Annotated in this window: 18 protein-coding genes and 1 pseudogene; 14 read left to right on the top strand and 5 right to left on the bottom strand. The window is 50.9% G+C overall.

All coding sequences use genetic code 11. From position 1 onward, the window contains the following. The first annotated feature begins 120 nt into the window (after positions 1–120). From nirD to ACR1UW_RS10720, 3 genes are all read left to right on the top strand, one after another. Positions 121–441, top strand: coding sequence for a nitrite reductase small subunit NirD (gene nirD, locus ACR1UW_RS10730; protein ID WP_498933260.1), 321 nt, complete (start codon positions 121–123; stop codon positions 439–441). Then, complete coding sequence (gene nasC, locus ACR1UW_RS10725) at positions 438–2,585, top strand: assimilatory nitrate reductase catalytic subunit NasC (protein ID WP_498933258.1); 2,148 nt, start codon at positions 438–440, stop codon at positions 2,583–2,585. Before nirD ends, nasC begins: the two co-directional genes overlap by 4 nt. A gap of 197 nt (positions 2,586–2,782) precedes the next feature. Beyond that, positions 2,783–3,985 (top strand): nitrate/nitrite transporter, encoded by a 1,203-nt coding sequence (locus ACR1UW_RS10720; protein WP_498933257.1) that lies wholly within the window; start codon positions 2,783–2,785, stop codon positions 3,983–3,985. A 197-nt stretch (positions 3,986–4,182) separates the two neighbouring features. Here the strand turns inward: ACR1UW_RS10720 and ykzB are convergent, their stop codons facing one another. Next, positions 4,183–4,320: a protein YkzB gene (gene ykzB / locus ACR1UW_RS10715; protein WP_015374950.1), complete on the bottom strand. Its 138-nt coding sequence runs from the start codon at positions 4,318–4,320 to the stop codon at positions 4,183–4,185. Then, positions 4,280–4,495, bottom strand: coding sequence for a Fur-regulated basic protein FbpA (locus tag ACR1UW_RS10710; protein WP_498933256.1), 216 nt, complete (start codon positions 4,493–4,495; stop codon positions 4,280–4,282). Before ACR1UW_RS10710 ends, ykzB begins: the two co-directional genes overlap by 41 nt. A 180-nt stretch (positions 4,496–4,675) precedes the next feature. Here ACR1UW_RS10710 and ACR1UW_RS10705 point away from each other — a divergent pair, with 180 nt between their 5' ends. The 5 genes and pseudogenes from ACR1UW_RS10705 (at position 4,676) to ACR1UW_RS10685 (ending at position 8,956) form a co-directional block, all read left to right on the top strand. Continuing rightward, positions 4,676–4,981 carry a MerR family transcriptional regulator gene (locus tag ACR1UW_RS10705; RefSeq protein WP_047818455.1) on the top strand — a complete coding sequence of 102 codons (306 nt, stop codon included), beginning with the start codon at positions 4,676–4,678 and terminating at the stop codon, positions 4,979–4,981. A 323-nt stretch (positions 4,982–5,304) separates the two neighbouring features. After that, positions 5,305–5,880 (top strand): YkoP family protein, encoded by a 576-nt coding sequence (locus ACR1UW_RS10700; protein WP_498933255.1) that lies wholly within the window; start codon positions 5,305–5,307, stop codon positions 5,878–5,880. 60 nt (positions 5,881–5,940) lie between these two features. Continuing rightward, the gene (locus tag ACR1UW_RS10695) at positions 5,941–6,789 is read left to right on the top strand and encodes a metallophosphoesterase (protein ID WP_498933253.1); all 849 of its coding nucleotides are present in this window, start codon (positions 5,941–5,943) and stop codon (positions 6,787–6,789) included. A 171-nt stretch (positions 6,790–6,960) separates the two neighbouring features. Beyond that, positions 6,961–7,966 (top strand): annotated as a pseudogene (locus ACR1UW_RS10690) (Na+/H+ antiporter NhaC family protein). A gap of 63 nt (positions 7,967–8,029) precedes the next feature. After that, a complete protein-coding gene (locus ACR1UW_RS10685; protein ID WP_341085301.1) occupies positions 8,030–8,956 on the top strand; it encodes an endonuclease I family protein in 927 nt (308 codons plus the stop codon). A 161-nt stretch (positions 8,957–9,117) separates the two neighbouring features. On the opposite strand, the gene ACR1UW_RS10680 is transcribed toward ACR1UW_RS10685, so the two are convergent. Beyond that, the gene (locus tag ACR1UW_RS10680; protein WP_289668747.1) at positions 9,118–10,077 is read right to left on the bottom strand and encodes a bile acid:sodium symporter family protein; all 960 of its coding nucleotides are present in this window, start codon (positions 10,075–10,077) and stop codon (positions 9,118–9,120) included. 227 nt (positions 10,078–10,304) lie between these two features. Here ACR1UW_RS10680 and ACR1UW_RS10675 point away from each other — a divergent pair, with 227 nt between their 5' ends. From ACR1UW_RS10675 to ACR1UW_RS10660, 4 genes are all read left to right on the top strand, one after another. Continuing rightward, positions 10,305–10,526: a FeoA family protein gene (locus tag ACR1UW_RS10675; protein WP_013523848.1), complete on the top strand. Its 222-nt coding sequence runs from the start codon at positions 10,305–10,307 to the stop codon at positions 10,524–10,526. Continuing rightward, positions 10,527–12,521 (top strand): ferrous iron transport protein B, encoded by a 1,995-nt coding sequence (feoB, locus tag ACR1UW_RS10670; RefSeq protein ID WP_498933250.1) that lies wholly within the window; start codon positions 10,527–10,529, stop codon positions 12,519–12,521. 15 nt (positions 12,522–12,536) lie between these two features. Next, complete coding sequence (locus ACR1UW_RS10665) at positions 12,537–12,683, top strand: FeoB-associated Cys-rich membrane protein (RefSeq protein WP_014195950.1); 147 nt, start codon at positions 12,537–12,539, stop codon at positions 12,681–12,683. Positions 12,684–12,796: 113 nt separating this feature from the next. Further along, positions 12,797–13,006, top strand: coding sequence for a hypothetical protein (locus tag ACR1UW_RS10660; protein WP_021321482.1), 210 nt, complete (start codon positions 12,797–12,799; stop codon positions 13,004–13,006). 178 nt (positions 13,007–13,184) lie between these two features. Here the strand turns inward: ACR1UW_RS10660 and ACR1UW_RS10655 are convergent, their stop codons facing one another. Both ACR1UW_RS10655 and ACR1UW_RS10650 read right to left on the bottom strand, forming a co-directional pair. Continuing rightward, positions 13,185–13,607, bottom strand: coding sequence for a type II toxin-antitoxin system death-on-curing family toxin (locus ACR1UW_RS10655; protein WP_021321483.1), 423 nt, complete (start codon positions 13,605–13,607; stop codon positions 13,185–13,187). Positions 13,608–13,627: 20 nt separating this feature from the next. Further along, positions 13,628–13,909, bottom strand: coding sequence for an AbrB/MazE/SpoVT family DNA-binding domain-containing protein (locus tag ACR1UW_RS10650; RefSeq protein WP_049626673.1), 282 nt, complete (start codon positions 13,907–13,909; stop codon positions 13,628–13,630). Positions 13,910–14,317: 408 nt separating this feature from the next. Between ACR1UW_RS10650 and ACR1UW_RS10645 the strand changes: the two genes are divergently transcribed. Together ACR1UW_RS10645 and ACR1UW_RS10640 are read left to right on the top strand one after the other, a co-directional pair. Beyond that, complete coding sequence (locus ACR1UW_RS10645; RefSeq protein ID WP_021322452.1) at positions 14,318–14,914, top strand: DUF5317 domain-containing protein; 597 nt, start codon at positions 14,318–14,320, stop codon at positions 14,912–14,914. 243 nt (positions 14,915–15,157) lie between these two features. Then, positions 15,158–16,984, top strand: a complete 1,827-nt coding sequence (locus ACR1UW_RS10640) for a diguanylate cyclase (protein WP_498933246.1) — start codon at positions 15,158–15,160, stop codon at positions 16,982–16,984. Positions 16,985–17,077: the final 93 nt, after the last annotated feature.

Here is a 17,077-nt window from a genome sequence, read left to right as displayed (position 1 = left end):
GGCGGGCAAAAAAGCCGGTTGCTTCCGCCGCCCAGCCTTATCCAGCGTTTCAGCGGAGAGAAAAGAGGCTGCCCAACAGGCTGGCCTTTGACTATGCATCCATGCGAGGAGGATCAAGTGATGATGAGAGTAGAAGTGGGAACAATCGAACAGCTGCCGAAGCGGCTCGGAAAATGCGTGCGGGTCGGGAATCGTGAGCTGGCGTTGTTCCGGACGGGTGACGATCAAGTATTTGCCGTTGAAAACCGCTGTCCGCATCGAGGAGGCGATTTGTCACAAGGTATTGTGAGCGGCGAGTTTGTGTTTTGTCCGCTTCATGATTGGAAAATTTGCTTAAGAGACGGTCAGGCGCAGGCGCCGGATGAAGGGTGTGTCAAAACGTACCGCGTGGCTGTGGAAGACGGCTGTGTATATGTCGAGTTGCAGGAAACGGGTGAATGACGATGACGAATGAATTGCTGCGCTACTTTCGCGCCAAGGAAAAAGAACGGGCGTCAGAAACGGCTGCCGCGACGCAATGTCCGTTTTGCAGCGTCCAGTGCACGCTTCAGCTGGTGGAGGAGCGGATTGTAGAGCGGCGCCGCTACAAGGCGGTCCCGACCGACAACCCGACGTCCAACGGCCGCCTTTGTTTAAAGGGGATGAACGCCCACCAGCACGCTTTGCATCCCGAGCGGCTGTTGGTTCCGCTTGCGAAAGTGGACGGCCGGTTTGTGCGGGTCAGCTGGGAGGAGGCGCTTTCGCTGATCGCGGAACGAATCATCTCCATTCAGAAGGAAGATGGAGTTGATGCGTTTGCCGTTTACGGCGGCGGGTCATTGACGAACGAGGAAGCGTATTTGCTTGGAAAATTTGCCCGCGTGGCGCTCAAGACACGGCACATCGACTACAACGGACGCTTTTGCATATCGGCAGCCGCAGCGGCCATGAACGACGCATTCGGTCTTGACCGCGGGTTGACGAATCCGCTCTCCGACATTCCACTCGCCCAGACGATCATTTTGGCTGGGACCAATGTCGCCGAATGCCAGCCGACGTTGATGCCGTATTTTTATGAAGCGAAGAAGAACGGCGCTTTTATCATCGTGGTGGATCCGCGGGAAACGAAAACGGCGGCGTTGGCGGATCTGCACCTGCCGCTCAAGCCCGGAACGGATGCGGCGCTGGCCGTCGGCATCGGGAAAGTGCTGCTTGACGAAGGATATATCGATGAAGCGTTTGTGCGCGAGCGGACGGTTGGGTTTGCCGAATGGAAACAGCACATAGAAGCAGTGGAGATGGATGAGATCGTCCGGCTGACTGACGTGCCGGAAGAGAAGATTCGCTTGGCGGCGCGAAAGTACGGGGAGGCGGCCGATGCGATCGTGCTCACGGCGCGCGGCTTGGAGCAGCAGACGGACGGCTATGCGGCGGTCAGACAGTGGATCAACGTCGTGCTGGCAACCGGAAACATCGGCCGTCCTGGCTCTGGGTTTGGCTCGATCACCGGACAAGGGAACGGGCAGGGCGGGCGCGAGCATGGACAAAAAGCCGATCAGCTGCCGGGCTACCGAAGCATTGAGCATCCGCAACACCGGCGGTATATCGCAAGCGTATGGGGCGTTGCGCCGGATGAGCTGCCGCGAAAGGGGGTGTCAGCGTATGAAATGATGCAAAAGATCGATGCGGGCGAGATCACCGGGCTGTTGGTCATGGGGTCGAACCCCGTCGTCTCGAGCCCGAATGCGGCGTTTGTGGCCAAAGCGATGCAAAAACTGAAGTTTCTTGTCGTTGCGGATATGTTTTTGTCCGAAACAGCAGAGCTGGCCGATCTCGTGCTGCCTGTTTCGTCGTATTTGGAAGACGAAGGCACGGTGACGAACGTCGAAGGGCGGGTGTGCTTTCGGTCGGCGGCTCGGAAGCGTCCTGGGGAGGTGAAACATGATTGGGAAATTTTATGCGCGATTGCGCACAAGCTTGGCAAGGGCCGCTTCTTCCCGTTCACGTCAGCCGAAGAGATTTTCAATGAACTGCGGTTGGCGAGCCGCGGCGGCAAAGCGGATTATTACGGTGTGACGTATGAGCGGCTTCGGCGCGAACGTGTCTACTGGCCTTGCCCCGATGCGCATCATCCTGGGACTCCTCGGTTGTTTACGGAACGGTTTGCTCATCCGGACGGCAAGGCTCGGTTTGCGGTTTTGCCGTTTCGGCCGGAGAAAGAGGAGACGGATGAATGGTATCCGCTTTATTTAACGACCGGACGGGTGCTTGCTCATTATTTGAGCGGAACGCAAACGCGGCGGAGCCCGGCGCTTTCGGCGCGGCAGCCGGAGGCGGTCGTGGAAATCCACCCGAGGACGGCCAAACGATACGGGATCGGCCCAGGGATGCTTGTGCGCATTGAAACGCGCCGCGGTGCGGCGGTCGTCCGCAGCCGATACAATGACCAAATTCGCGAGGATACGATTTTTGTCCCGTTCCACTGGAGCGGCCTTGGGCAAATCAACAACGTCACATCCGATGAGCTCGATCCCCATTGCCGGATGCCGGCGTTTAAGCGGTGCGCAGCTCGGGTGCGGCCAGTGGTCGATTTAGGGAGAAATTGACTTGTGTGGTTCATTTCGCCGGAAAAAGCGCTCTCTTTTCCGTCCGCGGCGGGGAATCATCCCCAGCGGGGCGCGCGGACCGAGACGCGCCATAAGAAAAAAACTTCCCAGCAATACGGCGGGAAGTAGGTGGAGAAATCGATTTCATTTCCATTTTAACATAACGAACATTCTGTGCCAAGGGGGAGTGGGGGAAGATGGCGAGAAAATCGTTTTGGCGCGTCGGGCATGCGCCGACGCTTTTATCGTCGTTTTTGTATTTTGATATCAGCTTTATGATTTGGAACTTGCTTGGCGCGCTCGGGGTGTTTGTCGCTGAACAGTTTGCGCTCACGCCGGCGGAAAAAGGGATGATGGTCGCCATTCCCGTGTTGGGCGGGGCGCTGCTTCGCATTCCGATGGGGCTTTTGGCAGACCGCTGGGGCGGGAAGCGGGCCGGTCTGCTTGGCATGGCGGTGACGGCTATGCCGCTTGTGTGGGGCTGGCGGTTTGCAGATCAGATGACGGATGTGTATGCGCTCGGATTTTTATTAGGGGTGGGCGGAGCCAGCTTTGCCGTTGCGTTGCCGCTCGCGAGCCGCTGGTATCCGAAAGAATATCAAGGGCTGGCCATGGGGATCGCCGGGGCCGGCAACAGCGGGACGGTGCTGGCGACGCTGTTTGGCCCGCGGCTGGCGGAGGCGTATGGGTGGAACGCGGTGTTCGGATTGGCGCTCGTACCGCTTGTTGTCGTCTTCATTTTGTTCGCTTGGCTGGCGCGTGAATGTCCAACAGCGGTGAAACCCGTTTCGTTGCGTGAATACCGAGCCGTCCTCCAGCGAAAAGAAGCATGGCTGTTTTGTTTCTTCTACAGCTTGTCATTCGGCGGATTTGTCGGGCTGACGGGTTACTTGGGCATTTTCTTCTTTGATGAATACGGCATCAGCAAAGTCACGGCCGGCGATTTCGTCACCGCCGTCGTGTTTGCGGGCAGTTTCATCCGCCCGATTGGCGGTTATCTCGCTGACCGGATCGGGGGGATGCGGCTTATTTCCTTGTTGTTTGCCGCTGGGACTTTGTTGCTGGCTTGCATCGGTACATTGCCGTCTCTTTTCGTCCTGTTCGGATTGATGGTTGCTCTTTTCCTTTGTTTTGGCGCGGCGAACGGTGCGTTGTTCCAAGTTGTTCCGACGTGGTTTCCGAAAGAGGTTGGCTTGTTGACGGGCATCATCGGCGCCGCTGGCGGACTGGGAGGGTTTTTGCTGCCAAACGTGCTCGGGGTGATGAAGCAGTGGACCGGTTCTTCGGCGTATGGGTTTTGGATGCTGGCCTTCGTTTTCATGGTCGCGGTGATGGCCGCTCGTCGCCTTCAAGGGACGACGGTTGCGATCGAATCGTTCTCTCAAAAAGCAGCAGAATGAATAGGGTAACCCAAAGTTTGATTGAACGAAAAAACTGGTGGAACACAGTCCTTTCTTTAGGTTGACAAAGAGGGGGGGTTCGCGGCGTTTCTTAAGTTTTTCCAGCCTTGGCGCTGATTTCGGAAGGATTTCTGTTGAAGAATGAGGGTGAAAAAAGGTGCCCGTGAAGAAATTCAGGGCACTTTCGCATGATCGTTTTATAATCGATTTTGCAAAAATCGAAGCAGCTCATCCGCTTGATTGCCGATGAGGGCGATCAGCTGTTCAAACATCGCATCGCGCTCGAGGTCAAGTTCAATGATGCGCTTGGCCAGTTCGAGGGCTTGTTTGTCCATGGCGGCGTCCTCCTTCGATCGTGTGGGCGGGGTGGAATCGTTCGTATTCGCGTCGCAGTTCGGCCATTGTCCATTCTTCAAACCGATCACGGTCAGCGGCTAAGCCGAACCGTACGAGCTGTTCAATATAAAATTGCTTTTTCTTCCGCACAGCGCTTCTCATCCATGTCCCCATTCGATTCCCTCCCTGTTTTTACCTTTACCATACTATCTTTTTCTTCAGTGTACAGCAAATGTGTTAAGTACATTTACAGGAAATTTAAAAAATATGTTAATTTTATTTACAAAAGTTAGCGGGCTAGCATCATTTTTGGTATAATTACGTTAGAAAATATAACGAATTGAGGTGAGGAGTATGACAGATCATCCTCAAGAGGATCATTACAAATACAAAAAAGTCATTTCGATCGGTGTCGTCAGCGAACTGACCGGGCTGTCGCAGCGGCAAATTCGTTATTACGAGGAACGGAAGCTGGTGTTCCCTGACCGTTCCAAAGGCATCCGCAAATATTCGTTCGCCGATGTGGAGCAGTTGATGAAAATCGCCAATCAGCGCGAGGAAGGGGTATCGACGTGGGAAATCCGTCAGGAAATGACGAAAGAGCTGCGCGAGCGGATGTTGAAAGGGCAAATGAATGCGCATTTTCGGATGCGTTCCTAGGGGCGCGGGCAGATTCGAATTTTGGATGCATCCCCTGCTTGGAAGCAAAGCATGCGGAAAACCGCCTGGCCGTGTGCCAACAGGATGTAAATACAGTGGCGTTTGTCCAATCATAAGAGCATAGTTGTTTGGCGCGCATAGAGATTCGTGCGCGCTTTTTTTGATAAAGCCTCGAGCAGGGGGCGAAATGGAACTGGACCTCAGTACGCGCGTCTCCCGACTGGTCATGCAGCCATCTTTTCTCCTTTTTTCTCCATTTATAATGCCGCTCGATCGATTCCATAATGTAAATGGATAGAACGAACAGGGGAAGGATGCCGCCAATGAGAAGCAAAGCGACGCAGTGGCTGTTGTCTGTATGGGGACTGATGGATCCGCTCTATTATGCATGTTCCCGCCTCGAATATGTTGGTGGGAAAGAGAACGGCTGTCGTTCCATTTTTCGCGTCCGTTTGCTTCGATACAAGGGTGAAACCATTCATCTTTCGGACGGAACGACGATCGCGGCCAATGACTGGCTGTTGAAAATTCACCTTCATAATGTTCGTCTGCTTCGCGAACTGATGCAGTATCGAGGCGATATTCAAAAAGGACGTTATATTTTCGAACAGGTGAAGGCCAGTTTGCCGTATGTTGCCCATTATCTTTACCATCACGAACAGTCCGCCTGCATAAAAGGGATTATCGGCGTAACGATGTTAAACAAAGGTTGTGAGAGACTCGGATTTGATGTCATTGACATAGCGGATTCATTTTACCGTTGGTTGAAAATGGCATCCCATTGGCCGATGATGACAGTGGCCCAACACCGTCTCATGCCGCTTGTCCGCCCGCCGAAATATTTGGTGATGTCAAAGGAAAAATTGTTTTCGTTGTACGGCTGCCATCTCATCCACTAACTCCCTCTTTCTTCTCTCCTCCGTTTCACTATAATGGGTATCGAGGGAGGAGAGAAGACAATGACGTTCGTTTTCATTATTCTATCAATCTTTTTATTGCTTGTTTTGGCCATTCGCAAAGCCCACCGCAACACGTATGAAGCGGTTTTGCATAAAGTTCAGGTCGGCAGTCTGGACGGTGGGAACGGCGCCATCCGCATTTTGCAGCTGTCTGACCTTCATTTGGAAAAGCTGTCCATTTCCCCGGATGATGTGTATGAAAAGCTGAAAGGGGAGCGCATCGATTTGATCGCCTTAACGGGCGACTTTTTGGACCGTGAGGAAAGCATCGCCAAGCTCGGTCCGTATTTGACGGCGTTGAAACAGTTGAATCCGACATATGGCATGTACGCCGTGTTTGGCAACCACGATTACGTGCTGCAAGGCGAGTCGTTCGAGCGCCTGAAAGCGACGCTGGAGGCGCACGGCTGCGTCGTCTTGCAAAACGAGACGAAGACGATTACCGTCAACGGTCACACCGTCAATATCATCGGCATCGATGACTTTTACACGGGGCGCAGCGACATTGAAAAGGCGTATGCGGGCGTCAAAGACGGCCTTAACCTCGTGTTGACGCACGATCCAGACATCGTGCCGCATATGAAAGACTATCATTTTGACTACTTGTTGTCCGGCCACTTCCACGGCGGGCAAATTCATTGGCCAAAGCCGTACCATTTGGCGAAAATGAGCAAAACGCTCACCGAGCGGAACATGATCAAAGGTTATCATGAATGGGAGGGAAAACCGTTTTATATCAACGAAGGGCTTGGGCAGACCGGGGTGAACATCCGGATCGGCTCGAAGCCGGAAGTGACGCTCCACTTGTTGGCGCTGCCGTCCCGAAGAGAAGCGGTGAAAGCTGTCTAATTGGCAGCTTTTTATTTTTTTAGGTAGGAAAGCGGTTTCGCTTGCGCGTGCCACCATGCGGCGCGCTTTTTGTGTAGACTCGTCTCCCCGTTGTTGGGGGAAAATCAATGACCGTTTGCATAGACAAGGGAAACCATCGCCATACTTTTTAAAGAAAGGAGTGAATGGCCAATGGAACCGTCGTGGAAAGCTCTCTTGCCATTTTTAGTTGTCATCCCGATTTCGATTTGGACGAAGCAAGTCATCCCCGGGCTGTTTGTCGGGCTGTTGGTTGGCAGTTATTTGATGACCCCGTCCTTGCTTGGCGGGTTGCGGACGATGCTTCATTACGTCGTCGATAACTTGATGCAGACGAACAACATTCGCATCATCATTTTCTTGTATGTGTTCGCCGGTCTTGTGAGCATGATCAAATACACCGGCGGAATCAAAGGATTTGTCCATCTCGTCAGCAAAAAAGTGAAATCGGCCAAAACCGCCATGCTGCTGACGTGGATTTCGACGATGGTGACGTTTAGCGACCCCGATTTTCGCATCGTCACCGTCGCGCCGATCATGAAGGCGCTGCGCAAACGGCTTGGGCTGTCGTCCCAGCAAATCGGCTTTGCCATTGAGGTGACATCCAACCCGGTTGTCGCGCTCATCCCAATTGCCACCGCGTTTGTCGGCTATATGGTGTCGGTCATCGATAAGGTGCTTGATACGGCTGGCATCGGAGCGGAGCCGTACATCGTGTACGTCCGAAGCATTCCGTTTAATGCTGGCGCTCATTTGGGCGCTGTCGGCTGTGGCGGAGGATTTAGGGTTTTCGCAATACATTACGGGCCATGTCAAAGAATGGATTCCGCTGTTTTTCGTCGCCCCGATTTTGTTTTTGCTTGGCGCTGTCATTTCCTATTTCATCGGCTCGTCGTGGGGGACGTGGGGGATGTTGATGCCGCTTGGTGTGACGCTAGCGAGCCAGTCGGGAACGAACATTTTGCCGGTCATCGGCGCGGTGTTTGCGAGCGGGACGTTCGGGGCGTTTGCGTCGCCGCTTAGCGACAATACGGTGACGCTTTGCACCATTTTGGATTTGCCGGTGATGGAATACGCGCGCACGAAGTTGATCCCATCGTTGATCGCCGCCGGCATCGCCGCCGTTTTGTTCGGCGCGACATCGTTTCTTTTGCATTAACGCTGTTGTCGCCCTCTTTCGCCTTCCATGATACACTAAAAGAAAAAAGAAAGGGGAGCGCCGATGGGAGAGGCGGAACGGCGGCTTGAGGAGCTCGGCCAATGGCGGGAGGAAGATCCGAAAGAACGGCTCGAGCAGCTGAATGAGCGGCTCGCGGTGGAGGACGCGTATTATCGTGCGGATGAAGACCAACGGGCGCGCGAACGGTATTACCGCCATCTGCCGCTTGAAGGGGACGGATTGATGTTGTTTGTCCGCTATCATGAACTGGCGGCGCACACCCATAAGCGGCGGCTGCCGTATTTTTTCAGCAAGGATGAGTATTTGTACACATGGGTCGACTTGCACCCGGACGGAACGGTGCGCAGCTTGTATTCCGGCGAGCGGAAAGATCCACGAACACTGATCGTTCAAGATGTGGAAACGATGAAGCGGCGTTATGAAGAGTTTCGTCAACTGTTGAGAAGGACGAAAAATGGATGGGGCGATGTGCACGAGCGGGTGAACACGATCGAGCAGCAATGGAAATTCAATGCCGAACATGTCGTGCCGCAGTCTTGGTTTGGCGCCCGCGAACCGATGAAAGGCGATTTGCATCATTTATTCGTTTGCCAGCCGGAGTGCAATACGATGCGGTCGAATTTTCCGTACGCGGATTTCCCGTTTTACAATCCGGAAGATCCCGACGAGCAAATCCAAAACCGCTGCGGCGTCGTTCATAACGGCTATTTCGAGCCGGAATACGGCAAAGGGACGGCGGCAAGGGCGATGCTTTACTTTCTGCTTCGCTACCCGAAGGCGATCGCGAAATCATTCCGGCGCAAAATCGATATTCCGCTCCTTGTCCGTTGGCACGAACAATTTCCGCCAACGGTGTATGAGCATCATCGCAACAGCGCGATTTTCTTCATCCAAGGCAACCGCAATCCGTTCATTGATTTCCCGGAACTAGCGGGAAGGATGGTGTTTCCGTTTGAGGGGGCGCTGTGAAATGAGATTGAGGGCGGATGTCCGCTTTTTGTTTCCAAAGAGCGCCTAATCGTCCGAGAGCGGAAAAACAGCGTGATAATAGGCAGAAAAGCTGTCTCCGAAAAACGGTCGTTTCATTTCGGGAGACAGCTTTTTTGCGGCTAAACAAAGCGTGAGAGAGGTCAAGCGGAAATCGTTTGTTCATCCGTTGTCTGGCGGTCTGCTTGTTTGCGGAAGTACGTTGCGACAATCGGGCCGGAAATATTGTGCCAGACGCTGAAAATAGCGCTTGGAACGGCGGCGAGCGGCGAAAAATGGGCGGTCGCTAAAGCCGCACCAAGCCCAGAGTTTTGCATGCCCACTTCAATGGAAATCGCCTTTTGTTTTGGCGGCGACAGGCGAAACAGTTTGGCAAACCAATACCCAAGCAGCAAGCCCAATCCGTTATGAACAACGACAATAAGAAAAATCAGAAGCCCGCTTTTGGCAATGGCCGCTTGGTTTTGCCCGACGACGGCGGCGACGATGGCAACAATGGCGATAACCGAAACGAGCGGCAGCGCCGGGATGCACGCTTTGACTTGCTTTTGGAACAGCGCCTGGGCGATGAGCCCTAAAACAATCGGAATCAGCACGACTTTAACGATCGACCAAAACAAGGCGGCAGCGGACACCGACAGCCATTTTCCCGCTAAAAGCAAAATGAGCGACGGCGTCAAAATCGGCGCTAAAATCGTCGAAACAGAAGTGACGGCGACCGACAGCGCCGTATCCCCTTTCGCCAAATACGTCATGACGTTGGACGCCGTCCCGCCCGGGCAGCAGCCGACTAAAATAATGCCGAGCGCCACCTCACGTGAAACCGGCAGAAAGTAAGCGAGCAAAAACGCGACAAGCGGCATGATGAGAAACTGGGCAACGACGCCGATTAACACATCAAGCGGACGCTTGAACACCTCTTTAAAATCGTTCGCTGACAGCGTCAATCCCATGCCAAACATCACGATGCCTAGAAGCGGCACGATATACGGAGCGATCCACGTAAACGCGCTGGGAGCGAAAAAGGCGAGCGCTCCAAACAGAAGCACCCAGATGGCAAAGGTGTTGCCGACAAAGTTGCTGATTTTTCCTAGTGTGTTCATTGAGCTTCCTCCTTGAGCAAAGATGGGAAAGATATACAAAAAAATTATATATACTTTTCAGAAAAATTCAACTGATGAGGTGGCGAATTTTGAAGAAATGGTGACAATGAGGAATGATTGTGAAAAATGTCACTCCTTTTTTCTTAGCTTATGGTATGATTGAAATTGAGAAGAAGAATCATTATTGGACCACAGGAGAGTGGATAGAAAAACAGGGGGAAATGATCATGGTGCTGACTGATTTGCATAAAGGGGAAACAGCGGTCGTCGTCCGTCTGGCCATTGAGCAGGAGGCACTGAAACAGCGTCTTCTTCATCTAGGGGTGAAAGAAGGGAAAACGGTGCGGTTGAAAGCGGCGATGCCGTTTGGCGGACCGGTGATGGTCGAAGTCGATGGGCAGGCCATCGGCTTGCGGCGCAAAGAGGCGTCATCGATCGAGGTGAAATAAATGTCCTACATCGCTTTATTTGGCAATCCAAACACCGGCAAAACGTCATTGTTTAACTGCTTAACTGGGTCTTATGAATATGTGGGCAACTGGAGCGGGGTGACGGTCGAGAAAAAAATCGGAGTGCTCCGCCAGCACGGGGTTTCGGTGGTCGACTTGCCCGGCGTGTATTCGCTTCAGCCGCTGTCTCGCGATGAAGGAGTGGCGACCGATTTTTTATTGACCGAGCCGTGCTCAGCGATTGTCAATATCGTTGACGCGTCGCAGTTGCGCCGCAATTTGCATTTGACCGTTCAGCTGCTGGAATTTGGCCGTCCCGTTGTCATCGCGCTAAACATGGTCGATGTGGCGGAAAAACGGGGCGTGAAAGTGGACGCCGCTAAACTGTCGAAGTATCTTGGCGTTCCTGTTATCCCGGTCATCGCCCGAACAGGAAAAGGAACGAACGAATTGGTTCACGCCGTTTTGGCGGCAAAAGACAAGCCTCATTCCTCCATCGCCGTCGATTACGGCGTCGAGGTGGAGAATGCCATCCGGAGCATTGCCGAGCAGCTGCCGGACGATGTGCCGGGAAACAAACGATGGGTGGCGTTGCAGTTTTTGGAGGGGAATGAACGCATCGCCGCCTATTTGCGCGGGCGATTCGATTTGTCACCGTTGTTGGCGATCCGTGAGGAGACGGAACAGGCGCTCGGCTGTCAGGCAGCCAAGCATATTTATGAAACGCGTGACCGTTGGATCAGTGAAACAATCGCTGCGACGGCCATCGAGTTTGAGCAAAAACCGCTGACGCTAACGGAAAAAATCGACGCGGTTGTAACAAACCGTTATGTCGGGCTGCCGATTTTTTTGGCGCTGATGTATGTGGTGTTTATGCTGACGTTTAACTGGCTGGGGACGCCGCTTGCCGATCGGCTTGATGCGTTTTTCTCCGGTCCGCTGGCAGATGGGTTGTCCCGTTTTCTCGACTGGGCAGGGGCATCGCCGTTTATCAAGGCGCTCGTTTTGGACGGGATTGTCGCTGGGGTCGGCGGGGTGTTGGTGTTTGTGCCGCAAATTTTCATTTTGTTCTTTTTCATTTCTTTGCTTGAAGACTCCGGATATATGGCGCGCGTGGCGATGGTGATGGACCGGATGATGGAAGCGATCGGGTTAAACGGCAAGGCGTTTATCCCGATGATCATTGGCTTTGGCTGCAACGTTCCCGGGGTGATGGCGGCGCGGACGATTGAGCAGCCGAAAGAACGGCTGTTGACGATCTTGGCGCTGCCGTTCATGTCGTGTTCCGCCCGCTTGCCGGTGTACGCCTTGTTTGCCGGCACGTTTTTCGTCCGCGAGCAGGCGCTTGTCGTGTTTTCACTTTACGTGCTTGGCATTGCAGTGGCTTTGGGGCTTGCCAAGTTGTTCTCATCGACGCTCTTGAAAAACGAAAGTTCGCTGTTTGTCATTGAATTGCCGCCATACCGCGTGCCGCAGGCGCTCACACTATGGCGAAGCACATGGGAGAAAGGGAAAGGGTTCGTTCGCAAAGCCGGCACGTTTATTTTTGGCGGTTCGGTCGCCATTTGGCTGTTGACGTACATCGGGCCGCATGGGGTCGGCGTTGCCATGGATGACAGTTTTCTCGCCGCCATTGGCGGCCTCATCGCTCCGTTGCTCGCCCCGCTTGGCTTTGGCGCCTGGCAGGCGGGCGCGGCTTTGATCACCGGCTTTTTGGCGAAAGAAGTCGTCGTGTCCACGATGAATATTATTTACCACGTTCATGAGGCGAACGGGCTGAAGCAGGTGATCGCTTCACATTTCACGCCGCTGTCGGCGTTCAGCTTTATGGTGTTCGTCCTGCTTTATACGCCGTGTCTAGCGACGGTGGCGGCGATTCGCAAAGAAACCGGGTCGCGGAAATGGACGCTGTTGTCAATCGGATGCGCGCTGACGGTTGCGTATGTCATTTCGTTTGCCGTCTATCAGTTTGGGCATATGCTTGGTTATTCATGAAAGGAGAGAGAATCGATGATCGCGAATCTTGTGATCGGCGGAGCGATTTTTGCCTACGCCGGCTGGACGCTGGTTCGCCACGTGAAAAAAAGCGCCAAAGGGGCGTGCGCGTCATGCCATGCGGCTGACCATTGCCGAGGCAGCTGCGGGACGGAGAGATAATCCGTTCAAGACAAACGGATTCCTGACGATGATCGGAATCCGTTTTTTCATTTTCCGACGAAAGACTTTCGCTTCCATGGTTGTAGGATAGCCAAAAAATAAGCGGGGATGCAATGGGCAAACTTTCGTTTCAACGGGCTCTGGAGGACAAAAGATCAGGCCGCTCTTTGTTTTGGCTGTTGGGTGTTGTTGCCTCAATGATGGCCGAAACACCGGGGGTAGAAAGCTTTTTTCGTTCAACCGTTGAAACTCAAGGGAAGACTGTGAGTGTGGAGGATAAACTTTTGACAATACTCAATACCTGCCGCAAGGTAAAAGTATGAAAAGCTGCGAATAGCGAAAAGGCGGCTTTGGATCAAGGTTCGCACAGTTGTGTAAAAACAAAGCAGCAAAAAACGATGTTGTGGTCCTGTCATCCAAGTTTACTGTGTTGGCGATGGAATTTTACGCAATAATTGAACTTGACCCGGCTTTGGCCCGCTCTTTTCCTCACTCTTTTCCTCATTCTTTTCGTTTTTGGATGGGGCGGATGTAACCTTCTAATTCGTGGACAAGATGCTGGATGCAATCATTTCCTCGGAACTTGGCATCCTCGACAAGGTACACCGTGAAATTTTCCGCTTCTTTATTGGTCATCGTGAACTCATATCCATTCAAATCAAGGAACGTGACGAATACGGTTAAAGCCGTCCGCTTATTGCCGTTGTGGAAAATATGACCTGTCGCGATGGAATGGTAATAGCAGCAAGCCTTTTCAATAATCGAAGGGAACTGTTCCTCCCCGAACAATTTCGCTTTCGGCCTTTCCAACATCCACGCGAATTTATCGGGGAATTGGATCCCCGCTTGTTCTGCGTCGTCGTACATTTCCATGACCGTGTAATGGATAAATAGGATTTCTTCCGCTGTCAAATAATAAACCATGTTTTCCTCCAGCTGCTCCTTTATCTATATTTCAAGTTGCGCAGCGCTTCGTCATATTTGGAGATCGCGCGGTTCATTGCCATCGCGACTTCAGGACGGACTCCTTTTGGAATTCGGTTTGCGCGTTTCATCACGATTTCCCCTCGTTCCTTGTCGTAATATATTTCGATTTCATCGCCTTTATTTAGGTTTAGCATCGTGGCTAAATCTTTCGGGATGCTAACGGACAAACTATTCCCGACTTGGCTAATCCGACGTGTATACGTTTTGTCATTCTTGCTTCCCAACATTTCCGCGTCCATTTCTTTTTCATCTCCTTTCCATATAATGGGCAAAAAGGACGTTTTTATCCATAAAATTATTACTGTATAAACAATTATAACAATAATCTTCCGAAAAGCAATACGGAATAATAAAAAAGGGCTTTTTGTCTTTCAACGAGAAAAACGCATGCCGCATTTGCAGTCGGGGGATCATTCCATTGAGGGTAGGTTCTTTTTCACTATTCAATGGATATACATGACGCTGTTTTTGTCGTTTCTTGTTTCAAAGAATGACGAAAACGAAAAGAAGGAAACGATATTCATCAAAATTTGTTTGCAGTTAGGACGAACGGACTATTTACATGGAATGAAAAAAACGGTAAAAATAGAAGTGAGGATAGCAGTTTAGAAAAAAGAGAAAATTCTGTTTATCAAGGGGACAGCATTATGGTTTACGATGGAATCATTTTGTCGTTGTTGATCGGCTGGTTTCGCGGCGGAAGCCTGAAAGGGTTGGCCAACATGAAATTGCGCTTCGGTTGGCTGTTCCCGATCTTATTGGCGGTGCAGTTTGTGGTCTTTTTCCTGCAAGAGCGGGTCGCATGGATCTCGAGCATGAGCAACGGCATTTTTCTCCTCGTCTACATCACCGGGCTCGCGTTTTTATGGCTCAACCGCCATCAGCCAGGGTTTCCGGTCATCTTCGCCGGCGTCTTGCTCAACTTTATCGTCATGGCCGTAAACGGCGGACGGATGCCGGTCTCGATCGAAGCCGCCCAATTTCTCGGCCGCGAATATATCGAAGCGTTAAAAGCCGGTCTGTACGGCAAGCACCAGGCGATCACATCGGATACGCTTCTGCCGTTTCTTGGCGACATCATCCCGCTGTCTCCGCCGTACCCGCGCCAACAAGTCATCAGCATCGGCGACGTTGTGATGAACGTAGGAGCGTTTCTGTTCATCCAGCATCTGATGCTCAGTGCACCGCGCCATGGGGCAGACGATGCTGAGAAAGAAACAACGGCCGCTCCTGCGAATCAATAAACTAATTTTTAAGGGGGAAAAGGACATGAAATTCAAAGCAAAACAAGTATTGATCAATTTGTTCATCCTTGGTTCGGTGATTGTGGCGTTGACTTCTGGATTTAGACTGATTGAATAGTTGTGGCTTTTCTGCAAGATTTGATTTAAGATGTTTTCAACACTTGATTAAGAAAATGATTTCATGTATTGCGTCTCTTTTTAGTCTTATTAATCGAATTTTATTCACATGAGAGTGGTTATAATATGGCGTTGAATTTTAAAGAAACAGAAAAAATTTATATTATCATAATTTCATTTTTAGGTTTGTCCAGCTTTTGGATTAATCTTGATTTCTTTGCTCAATCCCTTTGGGATTGGGTTTTAATTTATATGTTAGTTGGTTCCATTATTTTGTTGAATTTTTTTCCGATTAGTTTACCTCCTAAAGCTAATTCTTTCTCAATGGACTCATCTATTTATCTTGCTATTTTATTTTTATATGGCATTAGTTTTACTCTGAAAGTTTTGTTTATTTATAGTGTTGTGGAACTGTTTTATAGGCGAAAAATGTCTTTTTGGAGGCATTTATTTAATTTTTCAATGTATTGTTTGATGATATCAGGTGCCTATTATTCCTTTTTGTTTTTCCACGGAGAAATTGGAAAGATAAATTACTACAATCTCCTGCCTTATTTAGTTAGTTTACTGGTTTATTTCGGGATTAATGTTATTTTGATATTGCTTTTCTTTCTCTGCGTGGGTCAAATCTTTAAAGGGGCCCTAGAACTAGGAATTTTAAAAGAGGCATGTGTCAGCTATTCTATTACTCTATTACTTTCATTAGTTTTAGCTATTTTGTTATGGGAAGCAAAATACTTTGGGCTATTCTTACTGATTATTTTAGTGACATTGTTATCTTTTATCTTTAAAAAATTTTTGCAATTATACCAACTAGTCTCCAACCGCGCCAACAAAGACCACCTCACCGGTCTTTACAACCATGGTTTTTTCAAGGAAGCGCTCAAGGAGCAGTTTTCCGACTGCAAGCTGTTGAAACAGCCGTTGACCTTGGCATTTCTGGATTTGGACGATTTTAAAAAATACAATGACCGAAACGGCCATTTGCAAGGAGATCGTTTGTTGACTTTTTTCGGGAAACTGCTGCAAAAAGCAGTCGAAGGGACGAACTTCACGGTCGCCCGCTATGGCGGCGAAGAGTTTGCCATTTTAATGCCCAACACGACGAAAGAAGACGCGTACGCGTTTTTAAACCGGTTGCGCAAAGAAGTGAACGATACATATTTTGAAGGCGTCGAGCATATTCCGTATCGTTGCCTGTCGTTTTCGTGCGGCATCGCCGAGATGGAAAAAGATATGTACGAAAGCGAGGAATTGATCCATCGCGCTGATCAAGCGCTGTATTACGCCAAGGCGCAAGGGAAAAACAACGTTCAGTTGTATGATAAACATAATATGTGCTTGGATGAAATTAAGTTTAAACAAGACTTGGAAGCGCTCGAGCAGCAAGTGAAATTCTTTCTTTCGAAAGATGTCTATACATACCGCCATAGCAAACGGGTGTTTAAATATGCGGTCGAGTTTGGCAGTCGTCTTGATGAGTTGACCGACCATGAACGGCAGACGCTCATTTTAGGGGCGCTCATCCATGACATTGGCAAAATTGAAGTGCCACGCGATATTTTAAATAAGCGGGGAAAGTTGGAGAAGCATGAATGGGAGATCATTAAAAAGCACGTAACGTGGGGACGCGAGATTGTGGCGGCGGAGAAGCGGTTTGATGATTTGCTTCCGCTTGTCGAGCTGCATCACGAACGATATGATGGGAAAGGGTATCCGTACGGGCTGAAGGGGGAAGAAATCCCGAAATTGGCCCGCATTTTGTGTATTATCGACTCATTTGACGCCATGACGACCGAGCGGCCGTACCAGCCGACGAAAACGTTTGAAGAGGCGCTTGAGGAAATCGAGCGTTGCGCTGGGACGCAGTTTGATCCTGTGTATGCGGCGAAGTTTGTCGCGTTTGTGCGCGAGCGTTATTTGCCGCTAGCTGAGATGCAACAACTGAATTGAACAAGGGAAAGGACACTTGCCGGTGGCAAGTGTTTTTTGTTTTTCACCGTTTTGCCACGCTTTTGTCAAATAATGTTCACTGATCTTGGAAAT

The sequence above is a fragment of the Geobacillus lituanicus genome (genome assembly GCF_050994965.1).
GTDB classification, from domain to species: Bacteria; Bacillota; Bacilli; order Bacillales; family Anoxybacillaceae; genus Geobacillus; species Geobacillus stearothermophilus.
Note: the sequence above shows the minus strand (reverse complement) of the source record. Positions and strands in the feature narration are given on the sequence as shown.